At 49.0% G+C, this 21,144-nt stretch carries 22 protein-coding genes and 2 pseudogenes; 21 read left to right on the top strand and 3 right to left on the bottom strand.

What is annotated here, in order from left to right:
• Positions 1-37 precede the first annotated feature (37 nt).
• On the top strand, positions 38-607 hold the full coding sequence (gene msrA, locus IE082_RS03765) for a peptide-methionine (S)-S-oxide reductase MsrA (RefSeq protein WP_189491751.1): 570 nt from the start codon (positions 38-40) through the stop codon (positions 605-607).
• 196 nt (positions 608-803) lie between these two features.
• On the opposite strand, the pseudogene yiaA reads toward msrA, so the two are convergent.
• Positions 804-1,254 (bottom strand): annotated as a pseudogene (gene yiaA / locus IE082_RS03760) (inner membrane protein YiaA).
• A 115-nt stretch (positions 1,255-1,369) separates the two neighbouring features.
• Here yiaA and dapE point away from each other — a divergent pair.
• Together dapE and prmB are read left to right on the top strand one after the other, a co-directional pair.
• On the top strand, positions 1,370-2,527 hold the full coding sequence (gene dapE / locus IE082_RS03755) for a succinyl-diaminopimelate desuccinylase (protein ID WP_189491748.1): 1,158 nt from the start codon (positions 1,370-1,372) through the stop codon (positions 2,525-2,527).
• A 78-nt stretch (positions 2,528-2,605) separates the two neighbouring features.
• Complete coding sequence (gene prmB, locus IE082_RS03750) at positions 2,606-3,496, top strand: 50S ribosomal protein L3 N(5)-glutamine methyltransferase (RefSeq protein WP_189491745.1); 891 nt, start codon at positions 2,606-2,608, stop codon at positions 3,494-3,496.
• A gap of 53 nt (positions 3,497-3,549) precedes the next feature.
• On the opposite strand, the gene IE082_RS03745 is transcribed toward prmB, so the two are convergent.
• Positions 3,550-5,043, bottom strand: a complete 1,494-nt coding sequence (locus IE082_RS03745) for an aminotransferase-like domain-containing protein (RefSeq protein WP_189491742.1) — start codon at positions 5,041-5,043, stop codon at positions 3,550-3,552.
• On the opposite strand from IE082_RS03745, the gene IE082_RS03740 reads away from it, so the two are divergent.
• From IE082_RS03740 to IE082_RS03695, 11 genes and pseudogenes are all read left to right on the top strand, one after another.
• A complete protein-coding gene (locus IE082_RS03740) occupies positions 5,042-5,656 on the top strand; it encodes an FMN-binding negative transcriptional regulator (RefSeq protein ID WP_308428998.1) in 615 nt (204 codons plus the stop codon). The two genes, IE082_RS03745 and IE082_RS03740, sit on opposite strands and share 2 nt — an antisense overlap.
• A 125-nt stretch (positions 5,657-5,781) precedes the next feature.
• Positions 5,782-6,480 carry an aspartate/glutamate racemase family protein gene (locus IE082_RS03735; protein ID WP_189491740.1) on the top strand — a complete coding sequence of 233 codons (699 nt, stop codon included), beginning with the start codon at positions 5,782-5,784 and terminating at the stop codon, positions 6,478-6,480.
• A gap of 3 nt (positions 6,481-6,483) precedes the next feature.
• Entirely contained in the window at positions 6,484-6,810 is a 327-nt protein-coding gene (locus IE082_RS03730) for a cupin domain-containing protein (protein ID WP_189491737.1), read from the top strand.
• A gap of 60 nt (positions 6,811-6,870) precedes the next feature.
• On the top strand, positions 6,871-7,512 hold the full coding sequence (locus IE082_RS03725; RefSeq protein ID WP_189491734.1) for a LysE family translocator: 642 nt from the start codon (positions 6,871-6,873) through the stop codon (positions 7,510-7,512).
• Positions 7,513-7,611: 99 nt separating this feature from the next.
• Positions 7,612-8,184 carry a DMT family transporter gene (locus IE082_RS03720; protein ID WP_189491732.1) on the top strand — a complete coding sequence of 191 codons (573 nt, stop codon included), beginning with the start codon at positions 7,612-7,614 and terminating at the stop codon, positions 8,182-8,184.
• Positions 8,103-8,528, top strand: coding sequence for an EamA family transporter (locus IE082_RS03715; RefSeq protein ID WP_189491729.1), 426 nt, complete (start codon positions 8,103-8,105; stop codon positions 8,526-8,528). The genes IE082_RS03720 and IE082_RS03715 overlap by 82 nt, the downstream gene beginning before the upstream one ends.
• A 14-nt stretch (positions 8,529-8,542) precedes the next feature.
• A pseudogene (locus IE082_RS03710) lies at positions 8,543-8,848 on the top strand (RidA family protein); the annotation flags it as partial.
• Complete coding sequence (locus tag IE082_RS11435; protein WP_373295053.1) at positions 8,808-8,942, top strand: hypothetical protein; 135 nt, start codon at positions 8,808-8,810, stop codon at positions 8,940-8,942. The pseudogene IE082_RS03710 and the gene IE082_RS11435, both read left to right, overlap by 41 nt.
• Before the next feature lie 27 nt (positions 8,943-8,969).
• Positions 8,970-9,299: a DHCW motif cupin fold protein gene (locus IE082_RS03705; RefSeq protein WP_189491725.1), complete on the top strand. Its 330-nt coding sequence runs from the start codon at positions 8,970-8,972 to the stop codon at positions 9,297-9,299.
• 37 nt (positions 9,300-9,336) lie between these two features.
• Positions 9,337-10,173, top strand: a complete 837-nt coding sequence (locus tag IE082_RS03700) for a PhzF family phenazine biosynthesis protein (protein ID WP_189491722.1) — start codon at positions 9,337-9,339, stop codon at positions 10,171-10,173.
• 117 nt (positions 10,174-10,290) lie between these two features.
• Positions 10,291-11,511: a benzoate/H(+) symporter BenE family transporter gene (locus IE082_RS03695; RefSeq protein WP_189491719.1), complete on the top strand. Its 1,221-nt coding sequence runs from the start codon at positions 10,291-10,293 to the stop codon at positions 11,509-11,511.
• Between the two features lie 48 nt (positions 11,512-11,559).
• Here IE082_RS03695 and pmbA read toward each other — a convergent pair whose 3' ends face one another.
• Complete coding sequence (gene pmbA, locus IE082_RS03690) at positions 11,560-12,915, bottom strand: metalloprotease PmbA (protein ID WP_189491716.1); 1,356 nt, start codon at positions 12,913-12,915, stop codon at positions 11,560-11,562.
• Between the two features lie 69 nt (positions 12,916-12,984).
• Here pmbA and yjgA point away from each other — a divergent pair, with 69 nt between their 5' ends.
• From yjgA to IE082_RS03655, 7 genes are all read left to right on the top strand, one after another.
• Positions 12,985-13,554, top strand: coding sequence for a ribosome biogenesis factor YjgA (gene yjgA, locus IE082_RS03685; RefSeq protein ID WP_189491713.1), 570 nt, complete (start codon positions 12,985-12,987; stop codon positions 13,552-13,554).
• Between the two features lie 45 nt (positions 13,555-13,599).
• The gene (locus IE082_RS03680) at positions 13,600-15,717 is read left to right on the top strand and encodes a M3 family metallopeptidase (protein WP_189491710.1); all 2,118 of its coding nucleotides are present in this window, start codon (positions 13,600-13,602) and stop codon (positions 15,715-15,717) included.
• A gap of 101 nt (positions 15,718-15,818) precedes the next feature.
• A complete protein-coding gene (locus IE082_RS03675) occupies positions 15,819-16,643 on the top strand; it encodes an SDR family oxidoreductase (RefSeq protein ID WP_189491949.1) in 825 nt (274 codons plus the stop codon).
• Positions 16,644-16,660: 17 nt separating this feature from the next.
• Positions 16,661-17,104 carry a hypothetical protein gene (locus IE082_RS03670; protein WP_189491707.1) on the top strand — a complete coding sequence of 148 codons (444 nt, stop codon included), beginning with the start codon at positions 16,661-16,663 and terminating at the stop codon, positions 17,102-17,104.
• Between the two features lie 175 nt (positions 17,105-17,279).
• Positions 17,280-19,859 carry an ATP-dependent chaperone ClpB gene (gene clpB / locus IE082_RS03665; RefSeq protein ID WP_189491704.1) on the top strand — a complete coding sequence of 860 codons (2,580 nt, stop codon included), beginning with the start codon at positions 17,280-17,282 and terminating at the stop codon, positions 19,857-19,859.
• A 109-nt stretch (positions 19,860-19,968) separates the two neighbouring features.
• A complete protein-coding gene (locus tag IE082_RS03660; protein WP_189491702.1) occupies positions 19,969-20,394 on the top strand; it encodes a nuclear transport factor 2 family protein in 426 nt (141 codons plus the stop codon).
• The gene (locus IE082_RS03655; RefSeq protein ID WP_189491699.1) at positions 20,391-21,140 is read left to right on the top strand and encodes an SDR family NAD(P)-dependent oxidoreductase; all 750 of its coding nucleotides are present in this window, start codon (positions 20,391-20,393) and stop codon (positions 21,138-21,140) included. Before IE082_RS03660 ends, IE082_RS03655 begins: the two co-directional genes overlap by 4 nt.
• Positions 21,141-21,144: the final 4 nt, after the last annotated feature.

Genomic DNA, 21,144 nt, shown 5'->3' with positions numbered 1-21,144 from the left:
ACGTCTAAACAAAGTTACCCATGACAAGGAGTTCACCATGTCGATTGCAACGACAATCGCCGCACAAGCCGCCCAAAACCCAGCTTACGAAACCGCCACCCTCGGTGGCGGTTGTTTCTGGTGCACCGAAGCCTCCTTCGCCGCAATCAATGGCGTCATCGATGTCGAGTCAGGTTACGCAGGCTCGAACTACCCTCGTGCGAACTACGAGGCCGTCTGCACGGGCAGCACAGGCTTGGCCGAAGTCGTGCAAGTGTTATTCGACCCCGCCGTCATCACCTATGAGCAAATCCTCAAAATATTTTTCGCCGTCCACAACCCCACCACGCTCAACCAACAAGGCGCCGACCGCGGCACACAGTATCGCTCCGTCATATTTACCCACTCGGCGGCACAAGATACCACTGCTCGCACTCTCATCCCCAACATCGAAGAAACATGGGGCAAATCTGTGGTGACAGAAATCACCGCTGTCAACCACTACACCCGCGCCGAAGACTACCACCAAGAGTATTTCTCTCAACACCCCAATCAAGGTTACTGTCAAGCCGTGATATCGCCCAAACTCGCCAAATTACGCACAGAATACGCCGCACTACTCAAATGATAAATCATCGGAGGAAAAGCGCCTAATATGAACCGATTTTTATCATCAAATCGAGAACCTTAACCAGTCACATGCAACAAGGGCGCAATCATTTGCGCCCTTGTTAATTTCTAAAGCCCCTTCAAGGGCATTTAGGTTCAGCCGTCTAAATTCCATCAACTGAGAAAGTGGAATGCTTCGACATCAACATAATAAATCACTGTGTGTTTTCATACGATTCCACAGGCATTTCATAGACAAGCTCATGACGTTTGGCAGCCTCCATATCACGCGTATTTTTTGAACAACCACATCACCAAACAACGCCATCAAAAATAAAATCCCATAAAATCCTTTTTCGCTCGGCAATAAAGTCGCATTAAACAGTCCAACCGCGAGTAGGAAAACAGACAACACCAACGAAAACCAAGCCAAACCATAATAAATCGACGTCACGAGAATACCCTCTTAACGGTCACGCACATTTTTTGCAATGAAATCGCAGCGAATAAAGCGTACATCAAAACCGTGAAGTAATAGCCTTTTTCATTCAACTGCATATCAGAATTCCAAAGACCAAAAATAAACACAATCGCCCCTGCAGATAACGCCAACCACGACGCACCAATAAAAGCCGCCGATGGTTTTTGGTATTGAATGTGTGTCATATCGTCCCTTAATTTGAATATTAAAAATAGATAAAGCAAGCCTTAAGACTTTTTTCGTCAAAGCATAATCGCGTACAATGCAGGCTTACATCACGACCTATTTTAAGCATTCAATATGACCAACGCCACCTTCGATTTAACTTGCGATCTTCTCAAACTCGAGTCCGTCACACCGAACGACGAAACCTGCCAAGACTTGCTCATCAAACGCCTCAAACCCCTTGGTTTTGAATGCGAGTCACTGATCAGCGGCCCTGATGATTTTCGCGTGACGAATCTGTGGGCGGTGCGACGCGGCACGGCGGGGACAGCAGGTAAAATGTTGGTCTTTGCGGGGCATACTGATGTTGTGCCAACGGGCCCCGTCGAGCAATGGACGAGTGCGCCATTTGTACCGACGGTGAAAGACGATGGTTACTTATACGGACGTGGTGCAGCGGATATGAAAACATCGATTGCGGCGTTCATCACCAGTATTGAAGCTTTCTTAGAAAAGCATCCAAACCCGACGCACAGCATCGCGCTGCTCATCACAAGCGATGAAGAGGGCCCCGCGCATGACGGCACGGTCAAAGTGGTTGAGCTACTTAAAGCGCGCGGCGAGCAGCTCACGTACTGCATCGTCGGTGAGCCAACATCCAACGAAGTTTTCGGTGACATGATGAAAAATGGTCGCCGCGGCACGCTGTCAGGCAAATTAAAAATCATTGGCAAACAAGGCCATATCGCGTATCCCCACCGCGCAAAAAACCCGATTCATTTGTTCGCGCCTGCACTCACCGAGTTAGCGGCAACGGTGTGGGATGAGGGCAACGCATATTTCCCACCGACATCATGGCAAGTATCAAACATCCACGGCGGCACTGGCGCGTCAAACATCATTCCAGGGGAACTCGTGGTGGATTTTAATTTTCGCTACTCCACTGCCAGCACGCACGATGGACTTAAGCAACGCGTCCATGAGATTTTGGACGTTCACGGATTAGAATACGATTTAAAATGGACGCTCGGTGGTGAGCCATTTCTCACCGAAGCGGGTGATTTGTCCAACGCTCTGTCCGTCGCAGTACAAAACCACGCGAACCAAATGCCCGAACTCTCCACCACTGGTGGTACTTCCGACGGTCGCTTCATCGCTAAAATCTGTCAAGAAGTGGTTGAGTTTGGGCCTGTTTCTAAAACCATTCACCAAATTGATGAACGCGTTGAAGTCGCTTGCATGGAGCCACTATCGCGGATTTATGCGCAGGTTTTGGAGATATTGGTTAAATAAAATTGAACTAATAAAATACAGTCATCCAAACATCCACGCCGTACAATCACAAAAAAACAACCATCGCTAGAGGCCATCATGCCAAACACTGTGACCACCTTCGAAGCTGCCGTTGACGCCGCCGAACACCACCTTATCAATGGCCACCTGTTTTACGGCCACGGCATGGCTGACGCATACGACGAAGCTGTCTATGCTGCTGCTTACTGTGCGGATTTAAACATCATTGAGGACGACATTGATTGGGATGCGCCCTATCCGCAGGCAGCGCAACAAAAGCTCAACGAACTGATAAAAAAACGCTACGAAACGCGCAAGCCCATGGCGTATTTGACCGGTGAAGCATTTTTGCACGGGTTCAAATTCTACGTCGACGAGCGCGTCATTGTGCCGCGCAGCTTCATCGGCGAGTTGATTTTGGATGAACTTTCACCATGGGTGAAACCCGATGCGGTCACGGATATTTTAGAGTTGTGTACGGGTTCTGGTTGTTTGGCGATTATGGCGGCAAAAGTATTTGAAAACGCCCACATCGATGCCATAGACATCGATGAGGATGCACTCGCCGTCGCCACGAAAAATATTACCGATTATCAATTAAACCAACGCATCGACCTTATCCAAAGCGACCTCTATACCTCCCTGTCCGCTGACAAACAATACGACATCATCATCACCAACCCACCATATGTGAACAGCACCAGCATGAGCGAGCTGCCGAAAGAATACCTCGCAGAGCCACACATCGCCTTAGCAGGCGGTGACGATGGTATGGATCTCGTACGTCTCATCGTCAATCAAGCAGCCCAACACCTCAAACCAAACGGCATCCTCGTCGTCGAAATCGGCAACGAATACCAGCACGCCGAAAAAGCGTTTTCACATTTGCCACTGACTTGGCTTGATACCAGTGGTTCAGAGCAGGCAGTATTTTTATTGACACAAAAAGACTTGACCAACATCAAATAAAAAGTCGGGTAACCCCGACTTTTTATTTGAATCATTTCAACGCCAATTCACCATCAACCTTGATGGTACGCCACATAATCACCCAGCCACTGCAAAAATACATCACTGGTGCGTGCGACATTCAAACGCATGTGGGTGGAGACACCCTGACTGGGTGAAAACAAACCACCGGGTGCAACGAGCCAACCATCGCTCATCGCCGCGAGTGCCATGGCGTTGGTATCCACGCCTGTATCCACCCAGACGAACAAGCCATTTTGCGTTTCGGGTGGATAGCGTAAACCGATTTTGGGTAATGCGTCGCGCAAACGTTCGTGGGCATTGGCAATTTTTAGACGCAGTTTTTCGAGGTGGCGGCGATGTTGGCCATCGACAAGCAACCTGTGGACGACGGCTTCGTTGATTTCGGGACTGGACAGAGAGGAAAGCATTTTTTGGCTAATGAATCCTTTCACATGCACAGGTGGGCAGCACACAACCGCGACACGCAATCCAGCGGCCAAACTTTTTGAAAATCCCGCAACATAAAACACGCGTTTGAACTGATCCAATGCCGCGTAGCGCAAGGCGGGTGCGCCTTTGGCCACCCCGCTGTGAAAATCGCCGTAGATGTCGTCTTCGAGAATATAGCAGTCGTGCTCGTCCATCAACCGCAGCACTTGGTAAGCACGCGCGGGCGACAGACCGAATGATGTCGGATTATGCAACACACTGTTGGTCACATAGACTTTTGGTTTGTCATGCGCCACCACGCGCGACAGTACCTCGATGTTCGGCCCCTCTTCATCACGCGGCACGCCAATAACACGCAAACCTTTCGCCTGCAAGCTGCCGTATAGCCAGAACCAGCTTGGGTCATCGACCAGCACGGTATCGCCCGACTTGAGCATATACCGCGCCATTAAATCAATCGCACTGGACACACCTTGTGTACAAACCATCTGCTCAGGCGTCGCCACCATACCAATTTGATGCAACTGCACCACCATCTGCTCACGCAGCGGCAGATAGCCCTGTACATGCCCATAGCCGTAAATATGCGATTCGCAACTTTTCGTCACGCTGCGTACCGCCACACCAACACGCTCGTTCACCAGCCAATCATTTGGCAGCAAACCACTACCCGGTGAATGCTCTTCAGACACATCCGAAAATATGTGATGCAACAGCCACGAAGTATCCACCTGTGCTGCCGATATTGCATTGGGTGCATTTTTTTCAGCGGCATTTTTTTTCAGCGTATTGACCAACTCGGCCACATAAAACCCAGACCCCACACGCGACACCAATACACCCGACGCCACCAATTTATCATAAGCATTCACCACGGTAAATCGACTCACACTCAGCTTATCTGCAAGCTGGCGCACCGATGGCACGCGCGCGCCCGGTGCATAATAACGCATGGTGATGCGCTCGTTTAGCCATGCCACCACTTGGTCAACCTTGCTAAATCGCGAGTCTAAACCACGATTGACGGGATACTGCTCACGCAGCGCATCATGTGCGTGGTTGCCCAACGGAGAATGAAGTGTATCGTCAGTCATATCAGTACGGTTCCGAGATTGTTTTGTTAATTGTATCGGTACTGTACTGCAATTTTTCGGTAAAGTACAGTCAAATCATAGAGAGGAACCACTATGTACCACGCCCCCCCCATTCAACGAATCCGACACCACCATTCTGCGCAATCTGGTTCGCGACCATCCGCTCGCAACCATCATCAACCATGATGCGGGTAGCTTGAATGCCAATCACATTCCACTTATTTGGTGCGATGATAGCTCCGAGCACGGTGTGCTGCGCGGTCACATCGCACGTGCGAATCCGCTGTGCAATGAGCATGCGAATGGTTCTGATGTATTGGCAATATTTCAAGGTGCGTCTGGCTACATTTCACCATCATGGTACGCAACGAAAGCCGAAACGCATAAAGTTGTCCCAACGTACAATTACACCGCGCTGCATGCTCACGGCAGACTGATGATTAAAGACGATACGGACTGGTTGCTCGCTTTACTAAACGATTTGACCGACAAGCACGAGTTGTTATTAAAAACGCCGTGGTCTGTGAGCGACGCACCCACAGAATATATTCAGCAAATGATGAAAGTGATTATCGGCATCGAAATCAGCATCCATAGTTTGCAAGGAAAATAGAAGGTTAGTCAAAACCAGCCACAGCGCAATCAATCGAGCGTTCTCAAACACCTCACAGAACTCGGGCAAAACGACATGGCGGAACTCGTCAACCAGCGTATGAAGCCAACAAACAAAGGCACACAATGAACACCATCGGCTTACTCGGCGGTATGAGCTGGGAATCCTCCATGCTCTACTACCAAACCATCAACCGCGTCGTGCGTGATGCGAATCCGAGCGGCGATGGTTTAAGCTCTGCGCCCATACTACTCGATTCTGTCAATTTTGCCGTCATCGCCAAATGGATGCTCGAAGAAGACTGGAAGCAAATTAGCGAGTACCTCACACAACACGCTCGCGCACTCGAAACAGCGGGGGCACAAGTGATAGGCATCTGCACAAATACCATGCACAAAGTCTATGACACCATCGCCAGTTCGGTGTCTGTGCCCATCATACACATTGCCACACCGACCATCGCTGAACTCAAAGCCGCTGGTGTGACACGCGCTGCGCTGCTCGGCACGCGATTTTCGATGAATGATGGATTTTTACACGATGTTTATGCCACCGAAGGCATTGAACTAATCACGCCAAACAAGCCGCAATGCGAGCAAATCCACAACATCATCATGAATGAATTATGCCAAGGCGTGACTCTCAAATCATCACGGGCCATGTATGTAGATGCCATCTCTATGTTGCAACAGCAAGGTGCGCAAACTGTTGTTTTGGGCTGTACCGAAATTTCGTTGTTACTTCGTTCGGATGACGCTGAGCTACCGATGTTTGACACCGCAGATTTGCATGCGCGAGCATTGGCGGCTTTTTGTCTGGGGTAAACCATGCACATCACGCCACACAATATTTTGCAAAATCTCACCGAGCACTCACCGTTTATAGAAGTGTTCCGACATAACCAAGTCTCGGTGGATCTGTACCAACCTGTCGGACAGGATCTACAGCAACCGCACGAATATGACGAGGTGTACATCATCCTCAAAGGGACAGGCATTTTTAACAACGATGACACGCGACATGGTTTTAAAGCAGGTGACTTTATTTTCGTCGCAAAAGGCGTTGCGCATCGTTTTGAGCAATTTAGTGACGATTTTTCAACTTGGGTGATTTTTTATCCCGCCCAAGGTGAACCAAAAATCAATGATGAGTGAGTCCACACAACACGCTTTGAAACATGCTTATTTTAGTACTTAAAAACACAAGGAACCACCATGAACGAAATTTTCCAATACACTCCCGCCGCCCTGCTCGCGCTGGCTTCCTTTGCATTCGTATCCTCCATCACACCTGGACCGAACAATTTGATGCTGCTGCACTCAGGTGCGCGATTTGGTTTTGAAAAAAGCACACCGCACTTGTTGGGCGTCTCGTTTGGCTTTGGGTTCATGCTGTTTTTGTGCTGCATCGGCGTGGCGGCTGTGATTTTAGAAGTACCGTATGCGCAAATGGCTCTTAAAATCCTCGGCTGTGCGTACATGCTGTGGTTGAGTTATAAGCTGTGGCGAGGTGGCGCACTGCCTGATGAAAAAACGCTCAACGACCACAGCCACAATCAGGCAAAACCAATGACCTTCATCCAAGCGTCATTGTTTCAATACGTCAATCCCAAAGCGTGGATGATGGGCTTGTCTGTGCCATCGGCTTATTTGCCCACAACAGGCTCAGTGGTGACCAATAGTTTACTCGGCGTAGTTCTATTCACCATCATCAACCTCGTGTGCTGCGGCGCATGGGTGCAAGGCGGTGCAGGCATTCGCCGCTTGATGCACAACCCGAATTTAGCCAAAGTGGTGAATATCAGCATCGTTTTAATGACGCTGTACTGCGCGGCATCAGTGTGGTTTCCTGCGTAGTGGAATAGCCCAACCGTGAACCCCGCTACTCCTGCGGAGAGGGAACGAAGGTGCTTATTAAGCATCCTCACATATTTCAACAAAAACACACATAAAACCATGATCACCTTATCTACACCGATGACCAACACAATCACCCCGCGCCGCTCCTCCACTGCGTTTTTACTGGCATTCATCGGCGTATTGATCTTCAGCTTCACACTGCCATTGACCAAATACGCCATCGCGCACGGGATGAGTGCGACGTTCATCGCCTTTGGCCGCACAGTGCTCGCGGGTGTGGTGGCATTGGCATACTTAATCATCAAAGGTGCAAAACTGCCACCGCGTGACACATGGCGGGACATCGTATTATCGAGCCTCGGCGTGGTCATCTTCTTTCCGCTATTCAGCTCGCTTGCGCTACAAACCGTGCCGTCATCACATGCAATTGTGTTCAATGGTCTGCTGCCTTTAGCCACTGCTGTCGGATCGAGTTTTTTGTTTCACCAAAAACAACCGCGCACCTTTTGGTTCATCGCCGTGCTCGGCGCGTTGGTCATCGTCGCGTACAATATGCACCACGTCGGTTTCGATGCGTCACAGTTAGAATGGGCCGATGGCTGGATGCTGCGGCCGTGGCGATTGGCGCGATGGGCTACTGCTACGGTGCGAAAGTTTCTGCGCGTATGAGCAGCGTGCTGTCGATTTGTTGGGCGCTGGTGTTTGCGTTGCCTTTCACTGCATTATTAACCTTGGCGGTTAGTGCTCAGACGGTCAGTTGGCCAAGTGATGCAGTGACTTGGGGCATGTTTATTTACCTCGCCCTCATGAGCCAACTCATCGGATTTTTCTTCTGGTATGGTGGCCTCACCATGGGTGGCACGGCGAAAGTCTCACAAGTGCAACTCTCGCAAACTCTGCTCAGTTTGGTGTGGGCCACCGTGATTTTTAATGAACCCTCCACGCTCGCCATGTGGCTTACGGTCGGCGTAACCATTGTTTTAATTGCTTTATCCAAACGTGTTGCTCACTAACGTTAAAGGTACTCATGTCCATTCAAACATTCACCCGGTCCAACGTCCTCAAACCCATCGGACCATACAGCCACATTGCCATGTCTGGTCCGTTCATCAATATTTCAGGCACGCCTGGTGTTGACCCTGCGACAGGAGAAATGGCGGGAGATGATGCATACAGTCAAGCCCGACAAATTTTGGCCACCTTTGACACACTGCTTGCCAGCGTCGGAGCAAACCGAAATGATGTGATGCACATACACGTTTTTTTTAAAAAACACTCAAGATTTCTCAAAAATGAACAGAGCATACAGCGAATATTTTCACAGCCACCTACCCGCCCGAACAGTGGTTGTTGTGTCCGACTTACCGAAAGAAAATGCATTGATGACAATGAATTTAAACGCTATTAAACATCAGCCAGAACAATGATTTCATCATCAAAAAATTGAGAGCAACATGCAAATGAACCACATCCCTTTCGGCACCACCGACTGGTCAACCATTGAGCCCACCGAACACAAAGGTGAAACAGGCATGGCCATTTGGCGCACGGCGCAATTTGATCACATTCGCGTGCGCATGGTTGAATACAGCGCAAATTATCTTGCCGACCATTGGTGTAGCAAAGGCCATATTCTGTTGTGCTTGAGCGGCGAGCTACACACAGAGTTGGACGATGGGCGAATACTCACACTGACCGCAGGCATGAGTTACCAAGTCGCGGACAATGCCGAAGCGCATCGCTCATCGACGATTGAGGGTGCGAAGCTCTTCATCGTGGACTAAAAATATTCAATAGACATTCAATATATTGGGAAACAACATGTCATTACTCAACTACGCCATCTACAACGTTTTCGCCGAAACCCCATGGGGCGGTAATCCACTAGCCATCGTGCCAAATGCTGATGATCTAAGTGACGAGCAGATGCAGCTCATCGCTCGCCAGTTCAATTTGTCTGAGACGGTGTTTATTTGTCAATCAGATGAACACGTAGCGCATTTACGTATTTTCACGCCTGACCACGAAATGCCTTTTGCGGGTCACCCCACTATTGGTGCGGCGGCATGGCTGCACAAAAACCATGCGTTAAGCGACTCGTTTTCGCTGACGACAAAGGCAAAAACCGTTTCGATTGATCACAATGATGGTGTGTATCGTTTGAGCTTATCGGGTTATCGCTCGCACCCAATCTCTTTGAGCCAGCATGATTTGGCAAAAGCACTCGGATTGTCCGCTGATGATGTCGCGCCCAATGCCTGTTGGATGAATGCAGGCACGTGGCAACTCATTGCGCCATTGACGAATCACGATGCGCTGCTGCGCGTCAAGCCTGACCTTGTCTTGCTCGCCGATCCTGCGGTCGATGCGGCGCGCCTGAATGTTTATGTTTGGTTCAAAGATGACGAGCAAATTCAATCGCGTTATTTTTTCAACATCGACAACGCCATCATCGAAGACCCCGGCACAGGTTCGGCCTGCGCGAATCTCGGCGCATGGGCGCACGCGCAAAATCTCGCACCATTGAATTGGCACATCACGCAAGCGGCGTCCATAAACCGTCCGAATCATTTGTATTTGAATGTAAGCATGGATGGGCGTATTCAAGTCGGTGGTCAGGTGATGCCATTTTCTAAAGGGCAGCTCACTGTTTTTTAACTCATGACATCAGTACGATGATGTGCAGCGTCATCATACGTATGAATTCAATACAACACTAACGTACCAACAACGCACTCATCGCAAACCACGTCCTTATAAACTCATTTATTTTTTATGCAATCAACCACCACACGAATCACTTGGTCAGACCTCAAACGCGACCAGTCCCCCACTGCTTTGATTGCCGCCATCATCGCCATTCTCGCTGGCTACGGCGGCCCACTGGCCATTGTGATTCAAACTGCTCAAACAGGACAACTCTCCAGTGAACTCACCACCTCGATGCTTTGGGCATTGTGTGTGACGTTTGGTTTGGCAGGGTTTGTTTTGAGTTTTTGGACACGCGCCCCCATCATCACGGCGTGGAGCACACCGGGTGCTGCATTTCTCATCACGGCATTACAAGGTGTGCCTTATGAGCAGGCCATCGCTGCCTTTGTCATTGCGTCGCTCGTGATATTTCTCATCGCCATCAGTGGCGCGTTTGATGTGGTGATGAACAAAATCCCAAAAACCATCGCCGCCGCACTACTGGCTGGAATTTTATTTAACTTTGGCATCAAAACATTTGCAGAATTATCAGGCCACACAGCACTCATGCTGACGATGCTGGCGACGTATTTGATTGGTAAGCGATTTTTTGCACGTTATGCGGTACTTGCCGTTTTGATTGTTGGCTGTGTGTATGTATTTGGTGTTGTGGGGGCGGATGTGCCGCGTGTGTCACTGGATCTGGCTGTGCCTGTATTCACCATGCCTGAATTTACGTGGACAGCGGTGTTGAACATCGGCTTACCACTCGCATTGGTCACACTCACAGGCCAACAAATGACAGGCATCGCCGTGCTCAGAGCATCAGGTTACAACGCCGAACAAACCCCAGCCAAACCGCTGGTCGCGCTCACCTCATTTCTCAGCCTCATCACCGCACCCTTTGGCAACTTTGGCATCAACCTCGCCGCCATCACTGCCGCGATTTGTACCGAAAAAGAGTCGCACCCCGACCCCGCCCGTCGTTATATTTCGGGACTGTGGTGCGGTGTATTCAGCATTATTTTGGGGAGTTTCGCAGGTGTTTTGGTGCTGTTCTTTTTGGGGTTGCCAACCGAACTCATTACCGTATTGGCTGGTTTGGCACTACTTGGCGCCATCATGAATGGTTTGACCAACGCCATGAGCGCACAACACAGCGTACCCGAACGCGAAGCTGCGCTCATCACATTCATGACCTGTGTATCAGGTGTGAAACTGTTCAATATTGGCAGCGCATTTTGGGGCATTGTCCTCGGTTGTACGGCCTATATGATTTTGACGCAGTTTAAAAAAGTAAAATAAAAAAGCGCGTTGAGTCATCAACGCGCTTTTCGTAACACAGACAAACCATCACCCAGCCACTGTCATCGATTCAATCAATATTGAACCTGTGGTTTTCGTACCACGAACCAAGGTATCCGAACCAACCGCAACAATGTTTTTAAACATGTCTTTGAGGTTACCAGCGATGGTAACTTCCGACACAGGGTGAACAATCACGCCGTTTTCCACCCAAAACCCACCGACACCACGCGAATAGTCGCCTGTGACATAATTAACACCTTGCCCAAGCAATTCCGTCACAAACAACCCCGTGCCCAGTTTGCGCAGCATTTCACCCAAATCATCGGTTTTTCGTGTTTTTCGGCTGGTCAAACTCAAGTTATGCGAACCACTGGCGTTTCCTGTGGGCTGCATCTTTAATTTTCGTGCCGTGTACATTGAGAGCAGATAGCCCTGCAAGACACCTTGATCAATTAATGTGCGGCGTTGCGTGGCGACGCCCTCGTCATCGAAATACGCGCTGCCCATGCCCTGCTTAATGAATGGGTCATCAACGATATCGATGTGTTTTGGGAAAACTTTGCCTCCTAAAGCATCGAGCAAAAAACTGGTTTTCCGATACAACGCACCACCGCTAATGGCTTGGGTAAAATTCCCCACAAGGCCACAAGCAAGCTGTGCGTCAAACAGCACAGGGCAAGTGCGGCTGGATATTTTACGTGCGCCCAACCGAGCAGCCGCGCGGTTTGCCGCATACTCACCAATAGATTCTGGACTAGCCAGTTTGGCAGGCACACGGTGCGACGCAAACCAGGCATCACGCTCCATCTCTCGACCTTTTTGCGCAATCGGCATCGCGCCCAAATGATGGCGCGAATAGGCGAAGCCACCCATAAAGCCATTGCTCGCGGCAGCGATGAAGTGACCTTGGCTTGTGCAGACAGAACCGCCTTCGGAGTTCTTGATGTATTTATTGGCTTTGAAAGACGCAGCTTCAGCAGTTTTGGCAATCTCGATCGCAGCCGCGGTTGATAAATCCCATGGGTGGTATAAATCCAAATCTTGTTGGGCGATTTTTTTATCGACCAAGTATTTTTTCTCAGTTAAACCCGCACAAGCATCGGCCGCAGTGAATTTCGCGATGTCATACGCCGCTTGTACCGTACTCGCCAGTGCTGCATCAGAGAAATCAGAGGTACTGGCATGGCCGCGCTGCTTACCGACATAAACTGTCACCGATAGATTTTTATCACGGTTGTGCTCAACGGTTTCGACTTCGCCGTTGCGTGTGCCAACCGACAGACCATTTGATTCAGAAACCTCCACAGCAGATGCGCTACCACCCACCTTCTTAGATAGCTCAAGGGCTTGTTGGGCGATTGTTTCGAGTTGCTTACGTGTATAATCAAACTGTACGGACATGGTGACTTTCTCAAATTTTTGCGAACGCGCTATGATACCCCGTTTTACCTATTTGAGCCAAAAGAGCATATGACCGAAATTTACTACCAAAAAGGCAAGGGTTTGCCCCAAAACGATGAGCAAATCAGCAAAACAGCCCGCAAACGCCAAATGAATGAGCTACAGGATTTAGGTGGGATTCTCGTTGATTTATCGAAAGAGCGACTCGCTCAAATTCCCATGTCGGAAGACTTGCGAGATGCCATCAAAGAATACAAGCGACTCTCGGCCAACGAAGCACGCCGTCGACAAATGCAATACATTGGCAAAATCATGCGCAATGAAGAGATTGGCCCAATTCAAGAAAAAATAGACCAGTTCCAAGGCTCGTCCGCTGCAGAAACTGCAAAACTGCATTTAATTGAGCGTCTACGCAATCAACTGATTGAAAAAGACGACGCCATCACCATGTTCTTAGAGAAGTATCCGCATGCTGACGTGCAGCAGATTCGCACATTGGTTCGCAACACACGCAAGGAATTCGAGTTAAAAAAACCACCGAAATCATTTCGTGAATTGTTTCAAGCCATTAAACTGGTTTTAGAAAACCAAATCGTCAGCGACGACCAGCATGACGGTGAGTTTGATGACGAAGATTAATCCAGCCCTGTTTTAAAATAACAGCGCCTACAAGCCAAAAAAGCCATGACCACATACAACCCGCTTCTTGACCTCTCCGATTTACCACGCTACGCCGACATTAATCCCGTACACGTCGATGAAGCCATTAGCCAGTCGATTGCCCAAGCGCGCGAGGCCCTTAAGGCTGCTGAGTCGATGTCGAAAGACGCCGTGTCATGGTCAACGCTCATTGAGCCGTTAGAAGCCGCTACAGAGCAATTATCCCGTGTTTGGAGTGTTGTCTCGCATTGCCACCACGTCATCGACACCCCAGAATGGCGCGAAGCCTACAACGCTCACCTCGAAGACATCACGGCTTTTTGGACAACGCTTGGCCAAAGTGAAGCGTTACTCAATCATTACAAGACGTTGGCTGATGAGCCCCATTTTTCAGCACTATCGCCCGCGCGACAACAAATCATCACATCCGCTCTACGTGACTTCAAACTCTCAGGTGCATTGCTCAATGACGCAGAAAAAGCGGAGTTTCTTGAGCTATCCACACAGCTATCCAGCCTGCAAGCGAAGTTTTCTGAAAATCTACTGGATGCGACCAATGCGTTTGCGCACTACGTCACTCTGGATGAATTAAGCGGCCTTCCCGCAGAAGCCATCGACGCCATGCAGGCAGCCGCACAAGCCGACAATCACGACGGCTATAAAATCACCTTACAGTTCCCATCGTATTTTCCTATCATGCAGTATGCGGACAATCGTGCTTTGCGAGAGTTGGTTTATCAGGCTTATGTAACGCGCGCCTCGGATGCCAATACGACACAACCAGAGTTCGACAACACGCAAAACATGCAAAAAATCCTCGCCATTCGCCAAAGAATGGCCAGATTACTCGGCTTTGCACACCACGCAGATGTTTCTCTTGCAACCAAAATGGCCGACTCGGTCACACAGGTGAGCGACTTTCTCAACCACTTGGCCGCGCAAGCACGACCATCGGCCTTGATTGATTTTGAGGAATTAAAACAATTTGCCAAAGAGACCGTGGGTATTGAAGACTTACAAGCGTGGGACACCACCTACGTCAGCGAAAAATTACGCCAAGCGCGTTATGCTTTCTCTGAGCAGGAGGTCAAAGACCACTTCCCCTTGTCCAAAGCCTTAGATGGTTTGTTTCACGTCATTAAGAGCTTGTTTGGTGTCGAGTTGGTTCGGACAGAAGCTCAAGTGTGGCATCCCGATGTGCAGTTTTTCCAATTAAAAAAAGCAAATACCGTCATTGGCGGCATCTACCTTGACCCTTTCGCACGCACAGGCAAAAACCAAGGTGCATGGATGGACGAAGTGCGTTCACGCAGCCTCAAAACCGATGGCGGTATCCAAACACCCGTCGCACTGATGGTGTGTAACTTTAGCCCACCGCTTGATGGCAGCGAGTCCACTTTAACCCATGATGATCTCATCACGTTATTCCACGAATCTGGTCATGCCTTGCATCACGTGCTCACGCAGGTGAGTGACATCGCGGTTGCGGGTATTCGTGGCGTTGAATGGGATGCTGTCGAGTTGCCCAGTCAATTCATGGAAAACTTCTGCTGGGATTACGACATTCTCACGCGTATGAGTGCTCATGTTGAAACTGGCGAGTCTTTGCCACGCAGCTTATTTAATAAAATGCTCGCAGCCAAAAACTTCCAATCAGGCCTGCAAATGCTGCGCCAAGTAGAGTTCTCGCTATATGACATTTTACTACACGAGCAGTACCGCGCCGAAACACCAGATGCTATTTACAGCATTTTGGCCGATGTGCGCTCACGTGTTTCAGTGATGCCGACACCCAGCTACAACCGCTTTCAGCACAGTTTCGGTCATATTTTCTCTGGTGGCTACTCAGCGGGCTACTACAGCTACAAGTGGGCTGAAGTTTTGTCTGCCGATGTTTTTTCGGCATTTGAATCAGCTCAAGCAAACAACGCACCGCTTCTAAGCATTGAACTTGGCCAAAAATATTGGCAGAATATCCTTGCGGTTGGTGGCTCACGCCCAGCAATGGAATCATTTAAAGCATTTATGGGGAGAGAACCGTCAGTAGAGGCGCTTTTGCGACACAGCGGTTTGCTATCAGCACAACCTCATTATAAACCCCTTAAGGAAGTGTCGGGAATGTCACTTCTCTTACCTTTTTGAGTTTGTTACAATGTCTCAAGATTTTATTTCACCGAAAACACTTGCTTTCCGTAGTCCCTAAAAAACAAGATTTTTTTCATTCATCTCTTAAAATAAGGAACATCATGCCATCACGTATTTTAATCACTGGAGCTGGTTCAGGCTTTGGTCGCGAAGTTGCCCTTCGCTTGGCAAAGAAGGGGCATCATGTCATCGCAGGTGTCCAAATTCATGCGCAAATGACCGACTTATTATTAGAGGCACAAAAACGAGGTGTGACACTGACCGTCGAAAAACTCGACATCACAGACACAATTGATCGCACACACATATTCAAACATGAAATTGACATATTAGTAAACAATGCGGGCATCGGTGAAACAGGCCCTATTGGTGAAGTTCCAGTTGATATTGTCCGCCGTGTATTTGAGGTCAATATTTTTGGGACACTGGCGATTACTCAAGGCTTTTTGCCGCAGATGGTTGAGAGAAAAAATGGGCGGGTTATATTTGTATCCTCAATCGCTGGATTAGTCGCCATGCCTTTTGGGGCACCTTACTGTGCATCAAAGCATGCGCTTGAGGCCATCGCAGGAGGATTGCGCATAGAGGTAGCGCCCTATAATGTATCCGTAGCAACCATCAATCCAGCAATGATTCTCACTGGTTTTAATGATCGAATGCTTCAGACATGGCGTCAATGGTATGACCCATCTAAAAACTTCACTAAACCAGAAGACTTCCCTTTGTCTCAGCTACCCAACAATCAAGCAGAGGTTCTGCCTATAGGTATGCAGTTTGACCCAGAAACAACCTATGAAGTGTTTTTAGACGTAATCGAAAACGACAACGGCTCGTATCGTAATATGGCGCCTCCTTCGGTTGCCACAGATTTTGAGCAGCAGCAAAAGGCCGTTTGGACTCAAACCAGCCGTGTTCAACCATAAGATTGTCAGAGGTCGATATGCTAGAAACATTTTTCTCAAAAACCATTAAATGGTATTTAATCATCACTGGTTTTTTAACCTTTACCGTGCTGACGGTTGCCTTTTGGCCCAAGCAAACCCTGACAGGTCAATATGGCTACACCGACAATATGTTGCAAGGCTTTGAATATTGGCAGGTGATTTACCAACATTGGGGCATTATGGTGGCTGGTGTTGGGCTCCAATTGTTGCTATCCATCAAATATAAAGAGCTGCGATTAATGGCAATGGCATTCAGTGGGTTCGAAAAAGCATGTTTTGTTTACTTTTTCATCACACACATTTGGATCGACAAACAGGAGTGGTTTTGGGGCTGGAAAATGATTTTTTTCCACGACAGTTTTGTCACCCTCTACTCTTTACTATTTGTCGTGTATTGGCTCACCCGAGATAAAAGCAAGCCATCAGCTCATTTGGCTTAGCACATCAACTCAGCAGGGTTAAACTGCAATCAAAACCAACGGAATTTACCCCGCTAAAAAACCACATCCCAAGGGCGCATAATGCGCCCTTCTTTTTTAGAGTTTGTGCTACCCACACTTGAAACCAATGTATTTACCCCAAAGTTAGTGGTAACAAATTGTTTCTGGAGGAAAAATGAACTTTGACAAATACACCAGTGCGTTTCAAACCGCACTGCAAGCAGCTCAATCCGAAGCCCAGTCACGTCGACACAATAATATTGACGCTGCACATGCGCTACACGTCATGCTCAGCGATTTAGACGGCAGCATCACCGCCTTACTCCGCTACGCCAGCGTCGATATGGCTGCCGTGCGAACCGCGGTGAAACAAGCTTTGGATGCATTGCCAACGGTTGAGAGTAGCAGTGCACCGATGCTATCCAATGACTTTGTCCAAACATTACAGCGAGCCGAAAAACTGTCGCAAACGTACGGCGATAGCTACGTCGCTTCAGAAATGTTGTTGCTTGCCGTGTTAGACAAAGACAGCCGCCACCCACTGAAAAAATCCCTCAATGCCATGGGGCTGAATGATAAAACCGTATTGGCTGCGATTGAGAGCCTACGAAAAGGAAAAAACGTGGACAACCCAAACGCTGAAACATCGCGCGAAGCACTCAAGAAATACACGCTCGATTTAACCGCTCGCGCGCGCGAAGGCAAGCTTGACCCCGTCATTGGCCGAGATGATGAAATTCGTCGCACCATCCAGATTTTGCAACGCCGTTCAAAAAACAATCCTGTGCTGATCGGCGAACCGGGCGTTGGCAAGACTGCGATTGTTGAAGGCTTAGCACAACGCATTGTCAACGAAGAGGTTCCTGACAGCCTAAAAGGCAAACGCATCCTCGTGCTTGACATGGCCGCCCTGCTCGCAGGTGCGAAGTATCGTGGTGATTTTGAGGAACGACTCAAAGCCGTCCTCAACGAAGTCGAACAAGATGCGGGTCAAACCATCATGTTCATTGACGAGATTCACACCATGGTCGGCGCAGGCAAAGCCGAAGGCGCAATTGACGCTGGCAATATGCTCAAACCTGCGCTTGCTCGTGGTGACTTGCACTGCATTGGTGCAACGACTTTAAATGAATACCGCGAATCACTCGAAAAAGACGCGGCACTTGAACGCCGCTTTCAAAAAGTATTGGTTGAGGAGCCCTCCGTCGAATCCACCATCGCGATTCTGCGTGGACTGCAAGAGAAATACGAAGTCCACCACGGCGTGGAAATCACCGACCCTGCGATTGTTGCTGCCGCGACACTCTCACATCGTTACATTACGGATCGTTTTTTGCCCGACAAAGCCATTGACCTCATCGATGAAGCCGCTGCACGCATCAAAATCGAAATCGACTCAAAACCTGAGTCACTGGATAAATTGGAGCGTCGTTTAATTCAGCTAAAAATCGAACGCGAAGCCCTCAAACGTGAAACCGATGACGCCTCTATCGAGCGACTCAATTTGCTTGAGCAAGAAGTGAGCGCACTCGAGAAAGAACTCGCTGACCTCGACGAAGAATGGCGTCGTGAGAAAGCCCAAGCTCAGGGCTCTGCCCAAATCAAAGAAAAAATTGATGCCTTGCGCTCAGAAATGGTCGAGTACCAGCGCGCAGGCAAACTTGATAAAGTCGCTGAAATTCAATACGGCCAACTACCAGAATTAGAACGCCAACTCAAAGAAACCGAGGCTTCCGAGTCTGCTGCACCAACCAAACCACGTCTACTGCGCACCCAAGTCGGTGTGGATGAAATCGCCGAAGTCGTCAGCCGCTCGACAGGCATTCCTGTGTCAAAAATGCTGCAAGGCGAACGCGAAAAACTCCTCGCGATGGCCAACCACCTCGCTCAGCGCGTCGTCGGTCAGGACGAAGCCGTGAACAAAGTCGCTGACGTCATTACGCGCTCACGCGCGGGGCTATCTGATCCGAATAAACCTTACGGCTCATTCTTATTCCTTGGCGCAACCGGTGTGGGTAAGACCGAGCTGTGCAAAGCCCTCGCCGCGTTTTTGTTTGATTCCGAAGACCATTTGATTCGCATCGATATGTCCGAGTACATGGAGAAACACTCTGTCGCTCGCCTGATTGGTGCGCCGCCAGGTTACGTCGGTTATGAAGCAGGTGGTTATTTGACTGAAGCCGTGCGTCGCAAACCATACAGCGTCATTTTGCTCGATGAAGTTGAAAAAGCGCATCCTGATGTGTTTAACGTTTTGTTGCAGGCCCTTGACGATGGTCGTATGACCGATGGTCAAGGTCGCACGGTGGACTTTAAAAACACTGTGCTGGTCATGACGTCGAACTTGGGTTCTCACGAAATCGCGCGCCTCGCAGGCTCACCTGATGATGTGATTCAAACAGCGGTGATGAATGATGTCAAACACCACTTCCGCCCTGAATTCATTAATCGCATTGATGAGATTGTCGTGTTCCATAACCTCACACCTGCAAACATCCAAGGCATCGCAAAAATTCAATTGCAACGTCTGGCCAAACGACTGTCTGAACAAGAGTTAGAGCTAAACATTACCGAAGCTGCCGTCACCGCCATCGCGCAAGCAGGCTTTGATGCAGCTTATGGCGCACGCCCACTCAAAAGAGCTATTAGCCAGCACATCGAAAACCCTTTGGCGCGTGCTATTTTGGCGGGACAATACTTACCAAAATCTGTGGTTATGGTCGATTATGTGAATAACGGATTTGTTTTCAAATAACCCATTAACTAAAGAAAAAAGCCAAGCTGATGAAGCTTGGCTTTTTGAGTCACCTTGTGCACGATTGTTTGAATTCATGTACCCTTGCGACACATTACATAGGTGAATCATGAGCACATTTCTTGAGCAATTTTCTAAAAGCTTTACACAAATCAATAAAGACACGCTTCACGCGTTGAAGTCTCTTTACACAACCGACGTTGTGTTTATTGACCCTTTGCATCAAATCAATGGCTTAGAAACATTAACTGGCTACTTTGAGCAAATGTACGAAAACATTGATACGATTACATTCATGATGCATTCGCATGATGAGGCGAACGACTCAGAGGGCTATTTGCGCTGGCGCATGCGGTTTTCACACCCACGTTTAAATAGCGGTCGCATCATCGAAGTGGAGGGTTGCTCACACATTCGCTGGGTCGACAACAAAGTGTATTACCACCGCGATTATTTTGATGCAGGTGCTATGCTGTATGAACAGCTGCCCATCATGGGGCGCGTGATTGCTTGGCTCAAAAGGAGATTGGCATGAACACACCACGACGCATTTGGCTCACTGGCGCGAGCAGCGGGATTGGTGCGGCATTGGCACACGCGCTGTTAAAACAAGGACACCAACTGGCGCTAACCGCCCGAAACCAAGTACTTTTACAAAGCATCGCTGATGCCCATCCTCAGCAAGTTTTGGTCTTGCCTGCTGATTTAACGGATGCAACTCAGGTCGCACAAGTGGCTCAGTCGATTCAAACGCATTGGGGTACACTGGACACAGTGATTCTGAATGCAGGCACATGCGAATACATTGATGTAGCGAACTTTGAAGCCGCCATGATCCAGCGCGTGATAAACACCAACCTAATCGCCACTGCACAGTGCATTGAGGCTGCATTACCTCTTTTGCGCCAAGGTGTTTCGCCACATCTGGTCGGTACATCAAGCTCGGTGGTCTTTCTGCCCTTGCCTCGCGCAGGAGCTTATGGGGCATCTAAGGCAGCCATGACTTACCTCTTTAACTCATTGCGCATTGATCTGGCACACGAAAACATCGCAGTCACATTGATTCACCCAGGTTTTGTCGATACGCCGCTGACACAAAAGAATGACTTCTCGATGCCGATGCGCTGGGGCAGCACAAAAGCGGCCAGCTACATTGCCGATAAATTGGTCAAACGTCCTTTTGAAATCAACTTTCCTCGCGCATTTATCTGGTTTCTAAAAACCTGCGCCAGATTACCAAAAAGTTGGCAATTCGCACTCACCAAACAACTCAAAAAATAAGGCA

Source organism: Formosimonas limnophila, from assembly GCF_014652675.1.
GTDB classification, from domain to species: Bacteria; Pseudomonadota; Gammaproteobacteria; order Burkholderiales; family Burkholderiaceae; genus Hydromonas; species Hydromonas limnophila.
Note: the sequence above shows the minus strand (reverse complement) of the source record. Positions and strands in the feature narration are given on the sequence as shown.